Below are 13,815 nucleotides of genomic sequence, written 5' to 3' on the forward strand. Positions count from 1 at the left end.
TGCCTGAATCGGCGCCAATTTCTCGGTGCCAGCAGAAAATTGGTGGCGAACATCGCCGAATTTGTGTTTTCCTGTATATGGGAAGAGCCACTGATCGGGCCGAAAGGTGTCCGATGAAATTTCATACGACTGCCATCCCGATCCCGGGGCGCGAGGATTCTTCAGCGCTGCCGTCGCGAGCTGACTTCGCTCATCTGCTGTGGCATTTCCGGTGCCGCACCGGCTCTGACCGTTGCCGTGTCTTGAGCGCTGCCCCGCCACGTGATCACAATTCTGTGCGCTGCGGCCTCCGCCGACACCGCACCAATAGTCGCAATTCTCTCGGCGATTGCAGCCCTCCTCAGACACCGCGCGTACAGCACTGCGCATCCGTGCTCCACGTCGACCACGACCGGAGGCACGTCGGTGAGCGATGAAGCCTCGACCCCGCCTCCGCCGACGCTTCGCCGGTGGGTCAACACCAGGTCCGCGGCCGCCCACATCGGCATCCATCCCGAAGTGCTGCGCCGGTGGGCCCGCCAACCAGGCAAGCACACATGGCTGCCCAAACCCATCCGAGTCGGAAAGGAATTCCGTTGGGACATCGACGCACTCGAAACCGCCCTGACGAACCCCGACGACCAACCACAGGAGCACGACGATGAGACGGGGTAGACCGCCACGGCCTCTCGGGGTTCCCGGCAAACCGATGCTCACCGAGATCGCCCCGGACACTGGAAAGCACGCATCTATGTGCGCGACAGCTCCGGTCGGCGCCGAGACGTCACCCGCTTCTCCCCGATCAAGCTCAACACACAAGGCCGCGCGCTTCCCGACCGCACCGGCCAACGTGCCCTCGACGCCGTTCTCAGTGCAGCCGCGGACATCCGTGTCGATCTCGATGACACACTGTCGGATTCGATCACCGTGCTCGAGCTGTGGAAGCACTATCGCGATCACCTCATCTCCCTCAACCGCGCCGGCTCGACCATCAGCCGCTACGACGAGGCCGCCAAGACCTTCGACACCGCCTTCGGCGGTCGGCGCCTTTCGAAGTCACGACCTCTACCATCGAAGCCTTCCTACAAGAAGTCGGCCACGCCCGAGGACCGTCGAACATGCGAACCGCCCGCAACGTGCTCTCGGGTATGTTCCGGTTCGCGTGCAGCCGAACTCCCCTCGAGGTCAACCCGGTTCGAGAGGCCAAGATGGCCGAGAACGTCGAAGCCAAGGGACGCACCGGCGCAGGCGATCTGACCGTCGACCAGTCGCGCTTCATCTTGTCCTCGGTGCGAGTCTCCACCACCCCGTGTCCACGCAAACTGGCCAAGGCCGAACGGGAGCGGGGCAAACCGGTCAAGGCCTACACCCCACCGACGGTGGCTGCGTACTGCGAGGGCGCCGACATAGCCGACGTGATCACCCTCTACGCCGCAACCGGCCTACGTCGCTCCCAGATGCTCGGACTGGTGTGGTCTGACATCGACTTCGACGAGTCCACACTTCGCCCCACCGGCAAAGTCATCCGCCTCGCGGGCATCGGACTGGTCCGTGTCACCGACGACAACGATCCGAAAAACCACACCGGCACCATGGCGTTGCCAGACTTCGCCGTGGTGATGCTCAAGCGTCGCAAGGCCGCGATGGCCGCCGCGGCGCCTGGCCTCACCGCCGGAGTCTCGGTCCGAAGATCTGGATCTGGTGTTCCCGTCGGCGGTATGGACATTGCGCGACCCGCAGAACGTCGGCCATGCGTGGCAACGTGTCCGGGAAGCCCTCGGATTCGACGAGGACATTACCCCGCACAGCTTCCGCCACGCCGTAGCAACGATCCTCGACGACGCCGGACTCTCGGCCCGTGTGACCGCCGATGTTCTCGGCCACACTGATCCCTCGATGACCCAGAAGCACTACATGCACGAGGTCGTCCGCACCGTGCCGCAGCCGCCGTCCTCGACCGAGCCATCGGCGACTAGGCGACTGCTCCAGATGAGTGACGTGTTCGCTTTCGCCAACCGGTCGCTCATCCCGCTGCGGATGTTCGCGACAGAGCATCGCCGGACTGGCAAGAACCCCCAGCGGTCACTGAGCAGCGCAGCTGCGGGCATAGACATCTCGGCGGATCCGATCGACGATGGCTACCGGGTCCAGGTCGCGTAGTGGCAGGCTTCCTCGGTGAATGGCCCAGTTGCCACGGGTGGTGTAGCTTTGCCGTCTAATCAGCTGTCGCAGGGCCAATGCGTTGCCGCGTACTTATCCGTATAGATCTGCCGGGCCCCTGTAGTTGAGCTCAACGGTATTTTCTGCGGAGATATTGACCCGAAACTATTCGGTTTCCTCGATTCGTGTGTAGCGGACGTGTCGTGCGCCGAAGTAGCCGCGGACAATGCCGGGCTGACGTTGGCGGCGGCGGAGGAAGCGGCGGGTTTCGCGGGCGAGGTCGTCGGTAGTACGGGCGCGGGCGGCATGGACGTGGCGTTTGATGTCCGCGTTCAGGATCTCGTCCGGGTTCAGCTCGGGGCTGTAACCGGGCATGAAGTGCACCTCGATCCGGTCGGCGTGGTCGGCGAGCCAGGCCCGCACGGCCCGGCTGCGATGCACGGGATGCCGGTCGGCGATCACGTGCACCTTCCGGCTAAGCCTGGCGAGCCAGCCGGTCGAGGAAGCCGATGAACACCTCGGCGGTGAACTTGCCGGTGAACACCGTGAACCACAGCGCGCCGCGAGATGCGATGGCGGACATGATGTTCACCCGCAGCCGCTTCCCGTTGACCCGCACGATCGGGGTCTGCCCGACCGGCGCCCAACTGCGGCCCGGCGGCGCGGTGTCCGACCGCAGCCCGCACTGGTCGGCCCACGCGATCACCGCGTTCTCGGCCCGGGCGCGAGCCACGAGCGCCGGATAATCGCGCTCGAGCCAGTCGCTCACCTGCGCCTGGTCCTGCCTATAGGACCGGCGATCCGGTCGCTGCGGGGACAACCCGTGCCGCCGTAGCCATTTCCCCACGCCTTGTTCGGTCATCGCTACTCCGGTGACCATCCTGATCAGGTCGACCACCGCAGCGCGGGTCCACATCGGCCCGCCGATCAGCAGCTGCTCGGGCGTGTAATCGGCCATCGCCTGGAACAACACGCCACGCTCCTCGGCGCTGATCATCTCGTCTCGCCCGGTTCGCGACTTCACCGGCGCGGCAAGCGATTCCCGCCCGATGTCGCGGTACTTGCGCCACCACGTGCCCACCGACCGCGACGACACCCCGAACATCGCCGCCGCCTCCGGATACGACCCCACCAGACCCGACTCCAGCGCAGCCACCACCCGCAACCGCACCACCTCCTGCGCCGCAGGTGACACCCGCCGCAGGTCCCGCTCACTCACCCACACTCAAATACCAAGGAAACCAGCAAGTTTCAAGTCAATACCCGACACCTCTAGCAGACCAGCCCGTTTCGGATTGAGCGGCTCGTTCAGGAATCCCACGCGTCGCCCATCTGGCATGTCGATGAAGGTTTGCCCCTCGTAGGAGACGGCTCGATACGGGGCGGCGCTGCTGGATGGGTGGTCATCGAACCAGGTAACTGCCGCGTATTCGACTGTGTGGGTCCATGTCTTTTGCCCAGACGCCACACTTCGGTTGGTGAACCCGGTCCACAGGTCGTGTGTAGACGGCGTTGGCCAGTCATCGTCGTCTGCATGTCGACGCACGTCTGCGGAGCCCAACCAAAGGTGAAGCTCTACCAAGGTGGTGAATAGCCCACTCTCTGACAGAACGGCCGCGATTGCACCTGACCGAGAGGAGAAACCAGCTCTCATGAGCAGAGCTGCGGAACGGTTCAGCGTTCCCGCTTCAACCGCCGCCACCGCATGTCCTTGATCTGGCTCGATCAGCAACCACGCGTCGTCAGCACTTTCATGGGCGGAAGCTCGAACGCGCACAGCCTCCATCGCCCACGGCAATCGGTAGGCGAGAGTGTCCTCGATCAGCTCGAGCGCGTCGAAGGTGTCGTCGGCGGCAATCTCCACAACGGTTTTGCCTTCGAGCCAACCCGCCAACGTCGCCTCCCAACCGACGGAAAGCTTGAGTGGTGCGAATGGTTCGATTGTGAGAGCGATCGCAGCGAACTGAGTGATAGCGGCGATGGCTCCGTGATCATCACCGTCGAGGATGCTCCGCTCGGCATCTCTCAGATGTTGATTCAACACGTCGGCGTTTTCGTCGAGCTTGCGCCCAGTCTCGAGACCGACACCTGCGAGAAAGTAGCTGCGGCGCTGAGTTGCCGTCGTCCGATCCCATAGGAAGCGGGCTCTGGCGGAAAGACCAGCACGCAGGGCGATCTGAACGGCATCTTGTCTCCGTGCCACGCTTCGCGTCCAGAGTGAGGATGCGAGCGCGTTGTCGAGAGCCTCTTCGATACCGACCTCATCGACTGCAGAGTCATTGAGGAGGCTGAACAGTGCGCAGTCGAGGCTGGAAAGCTGTTCCCTCCATTTACGTGCAGCCACTGCGGCGGCCCGATCGTCCTCTTCGTCAGAGAGTTCCGGGAAACTCCAGGCGGCGTTGCCCGCCACGTAGTCGATCAGCACGTCGAGGTCGTTGCCTCCAAGTGACTGGATCCCTTTGAGCAGGTCCAGTGGTTGTGAGAGTTCTGATGCACCAGAATGGGTGCAGGAGGACGAGAACACACCATGGCACGACGACACACCCCCGAGCAGGTCATCCGGAAGCTCCGCGAAGGCGAGAAGCTGATCGGGCAGGGCTTCTCGATCGAAGAGGTCTGTAAACACCTCGAGATCTCCGACGCCTCCTGGCACCGCTGGCAAGCCCAATACGGCGGCATGAAGTCCGACGACGCGAAACGGCTCAAAGAGCTCGAACGCGAGAACGCGCGGCTGAAGAAGATGGTCGCCGAGCAAGCCCTCGATATCGACATGCTCAAGGAAGTGAACCGGGGAAACTTCTGAGCCCGGACCGACGCCGCAGAGCCGTCGTGTTTCTGCAACAACGGTTTCGGGTGTCACAGCGACGCGCGTGCGCGGTCGTGGGGCAACCCCGATCAGTGCAACGCCGACCACCCACGATCACTGAGCTCGACCGGGCTTTACGGGCGCGGTTACGCGAGATCTCGGCCAAGCACCCGCGGTGGGGATGGCGCAAAGCCCACGCACTTTGCCGCGGCGAGGGCATGGTCACCAACCACAAACGGACCCAACGGCTTTGGCGCGAGGAAGGTCTGAAACGACCATTCCGGGTCCGGAAGAAACGGCGGATCGGGGCAGGCCGCAATCAACGGTTGCGGGCAACCGCACCTGATCAGATGTGGGCGTTGGATTTCCAGGTTGATGTCACCGTCGACGGGCGCCAGGTCCGGTTCCTCAACATCGTCGATGAGTTCACGCGGGAAGCGTTGGCTACCAGAGCATTTCGGTCGTGCACGTCGGATCAGTTGGTCGGGGTGCTCGATGAGATCATCGCGGACACAGGCCGGCGGCCAGTCCATATCCGGATGGACAACGGCACGGAGATGACCGCGCACGCGATGCGGGATTGGTGCCGGTTCACCGGTGTCGACGCGTCGTTCATCGATCCGGGATCGCCGTGGCAGAACGGGATCTGCGAGTCGTTCAACGGGCGTTTCCGCGACGAGTTCTTGTCGTGCGAGGTGTTTCATTCGTTGACCGAGGTCCGTGTTCTTGCCGAGGACTGGCGGATCGAGTACAACAGTTACCGACCCCACGGGTCGTTGGGCTTTCTCAGCCCGGAAGCGTTCCGTGAGCAGTGGTCACCGACCGAGTTTCAGCAGCAGCTACAACTCGCATAGCCGGTGGACCCACCGACGGGGCCCAGTCACCGGCCGCAGCGCTCTCCTGGATCGGGTTGGAATGTCCGCCCGACGAGTTCACCGTCAACCGGATAACGCTGGTGCGCCAGGCGCAAGTCCACGTGGACCACGGCGCTCGGTTCAGCGCTTGTCACTCACAGTTCGTCGCACCACACCTCGGAGGTCTCAATGCTCGCGGTATCGGAATTGATGGCCTGGGCTTCCACCCTGGATCCGGCCGGGTTTGTCGGGATCGACGAGGACGGGCTGAGTTTGGTCGAGCTCTCACCGAGCGCGACCGGCGCGTACCTGGAGGTCGGAGGATTCGACGACGAACCGGCAGCCTAGGAGCAAGGCAGCATCACCCGAGCTGCGAGTCTTTTCACCTCCGGCGGCGCCGGTCGCTCGCTTCCCGCACCGTGTGTGCTCTGCCGAGCCCACTGCGTCTTCTCGGCGCCAGCCACATGAAAGGTGACCTCACATGGCCGTCAGAACATCTCGATCGGTCTCGGAGTTCGTGCGGGAGATTCTGGACCAATCACGTATCGAAGGCAACAGACTGCTTCTTCCGAAGCGGCTGAGCTCGGCGGAGTACAAGAAGGTGAACAAGGTCGTCGAGGCGATGGGTGGAAGGTGGAGCCGCCGGGATCAAGCCCATGTATTCGCCGGCGATCCCGGCGAGGTCATCGCGGCGGCCCTCGCGAACGGCAGGACTCCTGTCACCGACCGGCAGGTGCTGGACGCCTACTTCGCGACCCCCGACCCGGTAGCCAGACGGATGGTCGCTTAGCGAGGGCTCCGATATCGCTCGTCTCGAGGTCGGGGCGCATGTTCTGGAGCCTTCGGCCGGGGACGGCGCGCTCGTGCGTGCGGTCCTAGAGGCGAATCCGCACGTGCGGGTCACCGCCGTCGAGCCCGATCCCGAGCGGGCCGCCGGAATCGGTGGCGATCCGCGGGTAACTGTCGTGGTGGCGACTTTCGAGCAGTTCGCCATGACCGCGGTACCGATGTTCTCAGCGGTGGTGATGAACCCGCCCTTCGCTCTACCGGATCGACCGACGGTGTGGATGGATCACCTCTACGCCGCGTGGGACCTTCTGCTCGAGGGCGGGCAGCTGTTGGCAATCGCCCCCGGCAACTATGTCTTTCGAACCGAACGCAAATTTCGGGCCATGCGTGAATTCATCGCCGAGCACGGTGACCACGAGGAACTGCCCGCCGACGCATTCGCGACGTCGGGCACCAAGGTCAACACCGTGCTCCTGCGGGCCCGCCGTGCGCAGGGCCCGGCACGAATCCGGGGCGGACAGTCGATGTATCACCCATGCCAGGAGCTTCGGGTGAACCGTCGCGCGCCGGGGCGCCCGGCGATGGGTCGTCCTCGACCACCCCGGCGCGGCGATGGGCACCCGGCCTCGACCTGAGCGGCCACGCTGCCGTCAAATACCCGACACCTCGACGGATCCTGTCCAACCAACGATTTGCCATCGGCAGAACACACCACATCAATGCACACATGCGTACTCGAATACGGGAAGGAGGCCGGTCATGGCCGAAGTGACGATCGTCCACACCGCCGAGCACGGCACCCTGCTTGAGGGCACCGTTCGCGGCGACGGCACCTACGAAGTGATGGCGGCGGTGCGCAAGGTGGTCGGGCATTGGCGGTGGGCCCGCAGCTTGGGGTGCTGGATCGTGGTGTCCTCGCGGGATCGCCAGCCCAAGCAGTACCTCATCGACTACACCGCCAAGCAGTTGCGCGAGGCTTACCACACCGTCGAGCTCGACATCGACCGGACCGCGCGGGCGGTCGAAGACGCCGAGGCCGCCCGCGCCCAACGTCAGAGCGACAGGGTCTCCGCGCTGGTCGACAAGGCATCACGACGCGACTCCCAAGCCGCCGCGGCAGGGACGGCACACCAGCGGGCCCACGAAGCGTTGCCGCCCTTCGGCGAGCCGATCAAGGTCGGTCACTACTCCGAACACCGGCACCGACGCGCGTTCGATCGCGCCGATAAGGCATGGGGGCGTTCGGTGTTGGCCGATCGTGCCGCCGAGCATGCACACCAGCGTGCCGAGGCGGCGAAACCCACGACCGAGCGCCGGTACTCGCCGCGGGCCGTGGCCAATCGCATCGACGTGCTCGAGGCAGATCAGCGCGGCGATCAACGCCTTCTCGACGGATACAGTCGCCGCTTCCTCGACAGCGACGGACAGGTCCACCACGTCGAGACCACCAAGGCCGCCACCGGCGAGCATCGCACGCGGGTACTCGCGCGGGTGGCTCAGCGAGACGGCGAGATCGCCTACTGGAAGCGTGTTCGCCAGTCCCAGATCGATGAGGGGCTCACACCGGGGTGGGGTCGTGAGGATTTCACGGTCGGGGACTTCGTGCGCCTCGGCGGGAAATCCTGGCGTCAGATCACCCGCGTGAACGCGAAATCGGTGTCGGTGGTCAATATTTCACGGCCCGCGGGTGATCTGCACACCATCGCGGGCAAGCTCACTGTTGCCCGTGAGATCGGCGCCGATCATCCGGTCCGCTACCACGACATCACCGCCCTGATGAGCGAGGAACAGGCTCGCGAGCGTTTCCCTGACGTCTTCGCTGAGCCCGACGCGTGCTCGCTGCCACCGCGCCCGAAACGCCGTGGCGGCAAAACGACCGTGGAGCACCATCGTTGGCACTCGAGTGACGCGTGGTCCTGGCGTATCGACGATGTCCACTACACCGCGATCTGGGAACATCCGCCCGGCTGGCACACCAGCCCGCCCCAGCCGGTCAGCGACCCGCCCAGCGTCCGGGTGCGCGCCGAGCGTCGCGAACCCGGACGCGTGCGTGGTGAATCTGTCGAGTTGGCGGTGCCGGAGTTCGCGGTGACCGCACCACTGTGCTGGCCCGAAGAGGTCCACAACCAGGTGCGGCGTCTCGTCGAAGCCCGTACCTGGAATCCCTCCACCTGATCGGATCAGAGCGCACTGCGCGGCTCGGTCGCGCACCCAACGGCCACCTCGACAAGCCGATCTCGCTCCCCATCCATCCTCGGCCCGACCCGGACCTCACCGCGGTCGGGCCTCCTCACATTCTCGGAGGTCGATCCGCCATGGGCAGACTCACCCGCGCTCAGGCCGCCGCGCATCGGGAAGCACTGGGCCTGGCCGGTGTCCGTCGCGATCTCACCGAGGACGAGAAGTTGTTCGTCCTCACCCACTTTCAGGAATCTACCGGGACGACCAGGCAGACCGACGGGGCGTTCTTCACTCCGGTCGGTTTGGCGCACTGCCTGTCGCTCGATGTCATCGGCGATCGGGTCATCGACCTGTGCGCGGGGATCGGAGCCCTCGCCTTCGCCTGCCGCGATCCCGGACTCGGGTCCAGTCGAGAGTCTGTGCGCGAGTTGGTTTGTGTCGAGACCAACCCCCACTTCGTCGCCATCGGCCGAAAGATCGTTCCCGAGGCGACATGGGTGTGCGCGGACATCTTCGACCTGGCCCGGGATCAGTGGGGGTTGTTCGACACCGCGATCGCGAATCCACCATTCGGACCCGCCACACCCCGCACCAACAGTGCTGGCTATCGCGGACCGCGGTTCGAATACCAGGCCATCGCGGTCGCCGCCCGCCTCGCACGGTACGGAGTGTTCCTGATCCCGCAGAACTGCGCACCGTTCCGCTACAGCGGACAGCACCAGATGCTCGAGCACGGCGGTGACGCCGAATACCGCCGGTTCGCTGCGGCGACGGGCATCGAGCTGGACCCCGGATGCAGCGTCGACACCGCCTACTACGACGCGCACTGGCATCAGCGCCCGCCCCGCACCGAGATCGTCACCACCGACTTCACCGGCACCGCGACCGAGCACCGCCGTAGCGACCGCATGGATCGGCGCACCCGAGCACTCAGCCGTCGCGCCCGTCCAAGCTGAACGCGCCACCATTCCCCGTCGACCAGGAGAGACCTGGATTCCCCCATGCCCGCAGCAGGTTTCGAACCCAGCAATCACGCCCGTGCCAACCAGTTCGCGAACGAGTTCGCGGCGGCCTATACCCTCGTCGCCGCCGACAGAGCCCCGCTGTCGGGTGAGGTCCTCCTCGATATGGGCCAACACCGCCCATTCGTCGACGCGATACCGCAGGTCCGGCCGATGGTCATCGCGCAGTTCTTCGGTCCGCGGGTCGAGGGCAATCTGCTGGGGTACCCGCGGGTGCTCGTCCGATTCCAGCCCGGCGATCACGGGCACGGTCCCGCCGCGGTGTGTCTGGGCGAGCCCGGACGCTTCCACGTCGAACTCGGATTCCCGCTCGACACCGTCGAGCCGACACGGCGTGAACTCGTCATCGACACCGTCGTCGCGATCACCGGCGAATACCTCACCGACGAGCGCGCCGCCCGCTATCGGCATCATCGCACCCACGAACGTCGAGAAAGGCTCGCCCGCGAGCTCGAGGCCGTCGGCGCCCTCCGCCAGCACACCTACCAGCGCCTGCAATACGCCCGCGGCGAAGCCGACGCTGCCTGGACACAGTTGCGAACCGTGCGAGGACTCCACTGACCCGCAGCCCCCGCGTTGGGCCTGCCCCGGATTCGCCAGCGTGAGAACGGATCACGATTCGGCCTGTTCGCCGACGATGCGCTCTGCATGGCGGAGGGGCGACATCGTCGTACACCGAGACCTGCCACATCTGTCTGTCCCTGAACCTCACCTCTGAAGGAGATGCGATTTCCATGGCCGAGATCGACCCGCCGACGACTCTCACTGTGACTGCCGCCGAGTTCGACCGCGCCGAACGTGCCGGTGGCGCCGGTTCGGCGGCCGCGCTCGGTGAGCACACCATGAGGCGCTGGCGCGGACAGTTCCCGGATTGGGACGGCCGCCACTGGAGCTACACCGACGCCGAATCCCACCCGGTCGGCGCGCGGCACCTGTGCCCGATCAACGTTACCGCCGGTCGCTGACCCCGGGCGGGCGGATCTTCGACATGAAGACCGCAACGATGCCACGACCTCGCCACGATGTCGATCACCCGGGACAACGCGCGACCGGCCACCAGTTCCCGATGACCCGCACCTCTTGTGCAAGGAGTGCAGATGCCGGAGCGTTTCCGTCCCGCCCACATGCCGCTTCGGCTGCTGGTGCGCAACGACTACGACACCGCGTGGAACGCTTACGGGCCGCACTTCGAGGACTTCCATGACTTGGTCGCCTATGTGCGCGAGTCCAAGATCTCCGGCGCCCGCAAACGGATCGTCCAAGTCCTGATCAGCGATCGACCACAACGCGGAATGCACCGCTGGCGCATCACGACGATATGGGAAGGGTTCCGCCTCCCTGCCGGGATGGGCGCCTCCTACAGCGCCGAAACCCCCGATCATCCCCGTGACTACGACCAGTTCGGCTGACTGAACCATCCGCAGTCGGGGGGCGACGACAGAATCGATGACGCCCGGCACGACCGTCGGGTCTGTGGTGGTTCAGCACTCGCAGTCGTCGTGGGCGGGTGGGCTGTAGATCTTCGCTCCACACGCGAGGCAGGTGGTCGTGCGGTGGTGACCGCCGATCCGGCGACACGGCACTGCGGACACCAGCGCGCGGCCGGGCCCGAGGCGGTGGCCGTTCGGACAGAACCGCGGCCAGGGCTCGGTCCGCGTGCCCTCGCGTAGATACGGCCGCGTCGATACACACACCACCGATTCGCACATGCGTTCGACAGTAATCGATCACTCGTCACCCCCGCCGCCTGCCAGCAGCAGTGGTGGCTGTCCGACGAACCACAGCTCGGGCAGACCTGACGCGACGTCCTCCGAGCGTCTCCAGGGCCGCCGCGATCGTTCCGGTCCGCGGTGGGCTCCGTTCTGGACGAACGACCCTCGACCAATTCGCCGGTGACCACCACAGCCGAGGCCAGCGCCCTCACTGCGCAGCCCTTCGTCATCCCTGCCTTCCCAAGGAGTGCACCTTCATGAATGCCGACGATGAACGTTCAACAGAGTCCGACCTCGGCACCGAGGCCGACGGGAGGTTGAAACTCGACGCCCCGGGTGAGTTGATCGCTTCCCTGCCCGCGATGCTCGGATTCTTTCCCACCCGGTCGGTGATCCTGGTCCTGATCCGCCGCTCCGATGGATCCGACGGGGTGCCTGCCGGTGAACGCATGGTCCGTTCGGCACTTCGGTTCGACGTCGACGCCATCACCGATCTGCCCAGCGCCGACGAGATGGTGAACCGCCTCGATGTCATCTGCGAGAACGAAGGCGCCGTCGGCGCCATGGCGGTGATCGTCGATGACCGCCCCCGGGCTGCCGAGACCGCGTGTGTGGCCGTGCGGTTGCTGCGGGAAATGACCGTCGGACTGTCCAACGCGTGGTTCGTGCGCGCGATCACCAGCGGCGCGCGGTATCACGGCCTGCTCGATGTCCACGGCACAGGGCTCGACGCGGGCGGCACGGGATTGGTGGCCGATCCCCGTGCCTCGCCGATCGCGCTGGCCCAAGTCCTCGACGGCGTTCAGATACGGAGTTCACGCGAGGAAATCGCCGCACTGCTCTACCCGGATCCCGTCCTGGCCGCCGAGGTGCAACCGCATCTCGGCCCGGCGATCACGCGCTACCGCGACAGCCTGGCCGCTGCTGTCGTGGACGACCAGGGCAACACCCACCAGCGTGCCACCGCGAAGTGGCTGTTGGCATTGATCGCTGATTTCGGTGACGCCGGTTGTGCTCCAGCAGATCTTGCCGCTGTCGTGGCCGCGCTGCGTGACCGCACCATCCGCGACGTCATGTTCGGGCTGGCCGCTACCGCGCTGGCCCCTGCCGCCCAACAGCTGTGGCACCTGATCGCACGAGCCAGCACCGGCCATGATCGAGCCGAGGCCGCGGTGCTGTGCGGCTACGACGCCTATTACCGCAGACACGGCACACACGCCGCGGTCTGCCTCGACGCAGCCTTGCAGGCGGAGCCGTCGCATCCGATGGCAGTCCTGCTCCACGTGTCCCTCACTGAAGGACTGCACCCCGACAACATCCGCAGGATCGCGCAGCTCGGGCTTCAGGTCGCGGCCGATCTCGGCATCGACCTCCGCCCGACCGAGGACGACCGAATCTGCTGATCCGCCGCCGGGCGGCATCGCTGCGATCAACAACCAACTCCGCGGGCCTGTCGGCATCGGCGCGCTCGTAGCGATCCGGTGGTGGGCCGTCCGGTCACCCCCCTGCGCGGCACGGCTCCTACGACCCGTCGACGCAGATCCGCTCGATCCCGATTCGCTTCCGCGACATCGGAACCTCCCGCACTTCGGGACCTGTGTTGCCCTCCTCATGATTGGAAAGGACTGTTATGGCAGGCGAAACGATGCTTCCCCTGATCGGGAATCTCTGCTCCGACATCGAGCTGAAGTTCACGCCCGCGGGAACGGCGGTGGCCAACTGCACCGTCGCCTCGACTCCGCGGGTCTTCGACCGCACGACCAACCAGTGGCGTGACGGACAGCCGCTGTTCATGCGGTGCAACCTGTGGCGCGAGGTCGCCGAGCACGCGGCGGAAAGCCTGAGCAAGGGCGCGAGGGTGCTGGTGGTCGGCAAGCTCAGGCAGCGCAGTTTCCAGACCAACGAGGGCGAGAAGCGCACGGTGGTCGAGCTCGACGTCGACGAGATCGGGCCCAGCCTGCGCTACGCCACAGCAAAGGTCACCCGCACCAACGGCAACGGCAACGGCAACCAGGCCACCAACGGATTCGGCCGATCCGGAACTCGCCCGGCCAGTTCCGTCGGTAGCCGCGACGCCGCCGTTGCCGACGCGTGGTCGACCGACAACTCCGCGGCGGGCGACCGTGCCGGAGACGGTCCGTGGGCCACCCCGGTGTTCGCCAGCGCCGTGGCGGGCGTGTCCGCCGACGAGCCGCCCTTCTGACCGGCGGCTTCCAGGTCCGTGCCGTCGTGCTCGTTTCCACCGGCCCCGCAGTCGGGTCGGTGGAGGTGGGTCCGGGGTGACGGTCTGGGGTGGACCCAGCCGCTCGAGG

The 13,815-nt window shown here is 65.7% G+C and carries 17 protein-coding genes and 1 pseudogene; 15 read left to right on the top strand and 3 right to left on the bottom strand.

Annotated elements, in window-relative coordinates; genetic code table 11:
• Nucleotides 1-405: 405 nt before the first annotated feature.
• From NV348_RS36110 to NV348_RS36125, 4 genes and pseudogenes are all read left to right on the top strand, one after another.
• A complete protein-coding gene (locus tag NV348_RS36110) occupies nt 406-654 on the top strand; it encodes a hypothetical protein (protein ID WP_447145092.1) in 249 nt (82 codons plus the stop codon).
• A gap of 78 nt (nt 655-732) precedes the next feature.
• Nucleotides 733-1,236, top strand: a complete 504-nt coding sequence (locus NV348_RS36115) for a hypothetical protein (protein ID WP_447151268.1) — start codon at nt 733-735, stop codon at nt 1,234-1,236.
• 444 nt (nt 1,237-1,680) lie between these two features.
• A pseudogene (locus tag NV348_RS36120) lies at nt 1,681-1,842 on the top strand (tyrosine-type recombinase/integrase); the annotation flags it as partial.
• 33 nt (nt 1,843-1,875) lie between these two features.
• Nucleotides 1,876-2,139, top strand: coding sequence for a hypothetical protein (locus tag NV348_RS36125; RefSeq protein WP_447151223.1), 264 nt, complete (start codon nt 1,876-1,878; stop codon nt 2,137-2,139).
• Nucleotides 2,140-2,304: 165 nt separating this feature from the next.
• Here NV348_RS36125 and NV348_RS36130 read toward each other — a convergent pair whose 3' ends face one another.
• From NV348_RS36130 to NV348_RS36140, 3 genes are read right to left on the bottom strand one after another with little or no spacing between them, the layout of a single operon-like run.
• Complete coding sequence (locus NV348_RS36130) at nt 2,305-2,601, bottom strand: transposase (RefSeq protein ID WP_447151269.1); 297 nt, start codon at nt 2,599-2,601, stop codon at nt 2,305-2,307.
• Between the two features lie 13 nt (nt 2,602-2,614).
• The gene (locus NV348_RS36135) at nt 2,615-3,358 is read right to left on the bottom strand and encodes an IS630 family transposase (protein ID WP_447151270.1); all 744 of its coding nucleotides are present in this window, start codon (nt 3,356-3,358) and stop codon (nt 2,615-2,617) included.
• A 6-nt stretch (nt 3,359-3,364) separates the two neighbouring features.
• The gene (locus NV348_RS36140) at nt 3,365-4,564 is read right to left on the bottom strand and encodes a hypothetical protein (protein WP_447145095.1); all 1,200 of its coding nucleotides are present in this window, start codon (nt 4,562-4,564) and stop codon (nt 3,365-3,367) included.
• A gap of 102 nt (nt 4,565-4,666) precedes the next feature.
• On the opposite strand from NV348_RS36140, the gene NV348_RS36145 reads away from it, so the two are divergent.
• The 11 genes from NV348_RS36145 to NV348_RS36195 all read left to right on the top strand — a co-directional run bounded on the left by NV348_RS36145 (nt 4,667) and on the right by NV348_RS36195 (nt 13,706).
• A protein-coding gene (locus tag NV348_RS36145; protein ID WP_447145096.1) for an IS3 family transposase occupies nt 4,667-5,799 on the top strand; the annotation gives its coding sequence in 2 pieces (ribosomal slippage) (nt 4,667-4,928 and nt 4,928-5,799; 1,134 coding nt in all).
• Between the two features lie 189 nt (nt 5,800-5,988).
• Complete coding sequence (locus NV348_RS36150; RefSeq protein WP_447150870.1) at nt 5,989-6,147, top strand: hypothetical protein; 159 nt, start codon at nt 5,989-5,991, stop codon at nt 6,145-6,147.
• A gap of 133 nt (nt 6,148-6,280) precedes the next feature.
• Nucleotides 6,281-6,589, top strand: a complete 309-nt coding sequence (locus NV348_RS36155) for a hypothetical protein (protein ID WP_447151271.1) — start codon at nt 6,281-6,283, stop codon at nt 6,587-6,589.
• Nucleotides 6,590-6,662: 73 nt separating this feature from the next.
• Nucleotides 6,663-7,223 carry a hypothetical protein gene (locus NV348_RS36160; protein WP_447151272.1) on the top strand — a complete coding sequence of 187 codons (561 nt, stop codon included), beginning with the start codon at nt 6,663-6,665 and terminating at the stop codon, nt 7,221-7,223.
• 124 nt (nt 7,224-7,347) lie between these two features.
• On the top strand, nt 7,348-8,763 hold the full coding sequence (locus tag NV348_RS36165) for a DUF3560 domain-containing protein (protein ID WP_447151273.1): 1,416 nt from the start codon (nt 7,348-7,350) through the stop codon (nt 8,761-8,763).
• Between the two features lie 140 nt (nt 8,764-8,903).
• Nucleotides 8,904-9,725, top strand: a complete 822-nt coding sequence (locus NV348_RS36170; protein ID WP_447150873.1) for a class I SAM-dependent methyltransferase — start codon at nt 8,904-8,906, stop codon at nt 9,723-9,725.
• Nucleotides 9,726-9,770: 45 nt separating this feature from the next.
• Nucleotides 9,771-10,352 carry a hypothetical protein gene (locus tag NV348_RS36175; protein ID WP_447150874.1) on the top strand — a complete coding sequence of 194 codons (582 nt, stop codon included), beginning with the start codon at nt 9,771-9,773 and terminating at the stop codon, nt 10,350-10,352.
• A gap of 173 nt (nt 10,353-10,525) precedes the next feature.
• A complete protein-coding gene (locus tag NV348_RS36180; RefSeq protein ID WP_447151274.1) occupies nt 10,526-10,756 on the top strand; it encodes a hypothetical protein in 231 nt (76 codons plus the stop codon).
• A 132-nt stretch (nt 10,757-10,888) separates the two neighbouring features.
• A complete protein-coding gene (locus tag NV348_RS36185) occupies nt 10,889-11,200 on the top strand; it encodes a hypothetical protein (protein WP_447150876.1) in 312 nt (103 codons plus the stop codon).
• A 560-nt stretch (nt 11,201-11,760) separates the two neighbouring features.
• On the top strand, nt 11,761-12,906 hold the full coding sequence (locus NV348_RS36190) for a DUF4192 domain-containing protein (RefSeq protein ID WP_447150877.1): 1,146 nt from the start codon (nt 11,761-11,763) through the stop codon (nt 12,904-12,906).
• 227 nt (nt 12,907-13,133) lie between these two features.
• Nucleotides 13,134-13,706, top strand: a complete 573-nt coding sequence (locus NV348_RS36195; protein WP_447150878.1) for a single-stranded DNA-binding protein — start codon at nt 13,134-13,136, stop codon at nt 13,704-13,706.
• The last annotated feature ends 109 nt before the right edge of the window (nt 13,707-13,815 follow it).

It is taken from the genome of Nocardia fodinahabitans (genome assembly GCF_052983615.1).

Coding starts and splice junctions, on each gene's coding strand:
- NV348_RS36125 (WP_447151223.1), top strand. CDS start 1,876: ATGACCCAGAAGCACTACATGCACGAGGTCGTCCGCACCGTGCCGCAG.
- NV348_RS36150 (WP_447150870.1), top strand. CDS start 5,989: ATGCTCGCGGTATCGGAATTGATGGCCTGGGCTTCCACCCTGGATCCG.
- NV348_RS36155 (WP_447151271.1), top strand. CDS start 6,281: ATGGCCGTCAGAACATCTCGATCGGTCTCGGAGTTCGTGCGGGAGATT.
- NV348_RS36165 (WP_447151273.1), top strand. CDS start 7,348: ATGGCCGAAGTGACGATCGTCCACACCGCCGAGCACGGCACCCTGCTT.
- NV348_RS36170 (WP_447150873.1), top strand. CDS start 8,904: ATGGGCAGACTCACCCGCGCTCAGGCCGCCGCGCATCGGGAAGCACTG.
- NV348_RS36175 (WP_447150874.1), top strand. CDS start 9,771: ATGCCCGCAGCAGGTTTCGAACCCAGCAATCACGCCCGTGCCAACCAG.
- NV348_RS36180 (WP_447151274.1), top strand. CDS start 10,526: ATGGCCGAGATCGACCCGCCGACGACTCTCACTGTGACTGCCGCCGAG.
- NV348_RS36185 (WP_447150876.1), top strand. CDS start 10,889: ATGCCGGAGCGTTTCCGTCCCGCCCACATGCCGCTTCGGCTGCTGGTG.
- NV348_RS36190 (WP_447150877.1), top strand. CDS start 11,761: ATGAATGCCGACGATGAACGTTCAACAGAGTCCGACCTCGGCACCGAG.
- NV348_RS36195 (WP_447150878.1), top strand. CDS start 13,134: ATGGCAGGCGAAACGATGCTTCCCCTGATCGGGAATCTCTGCTCCGAC.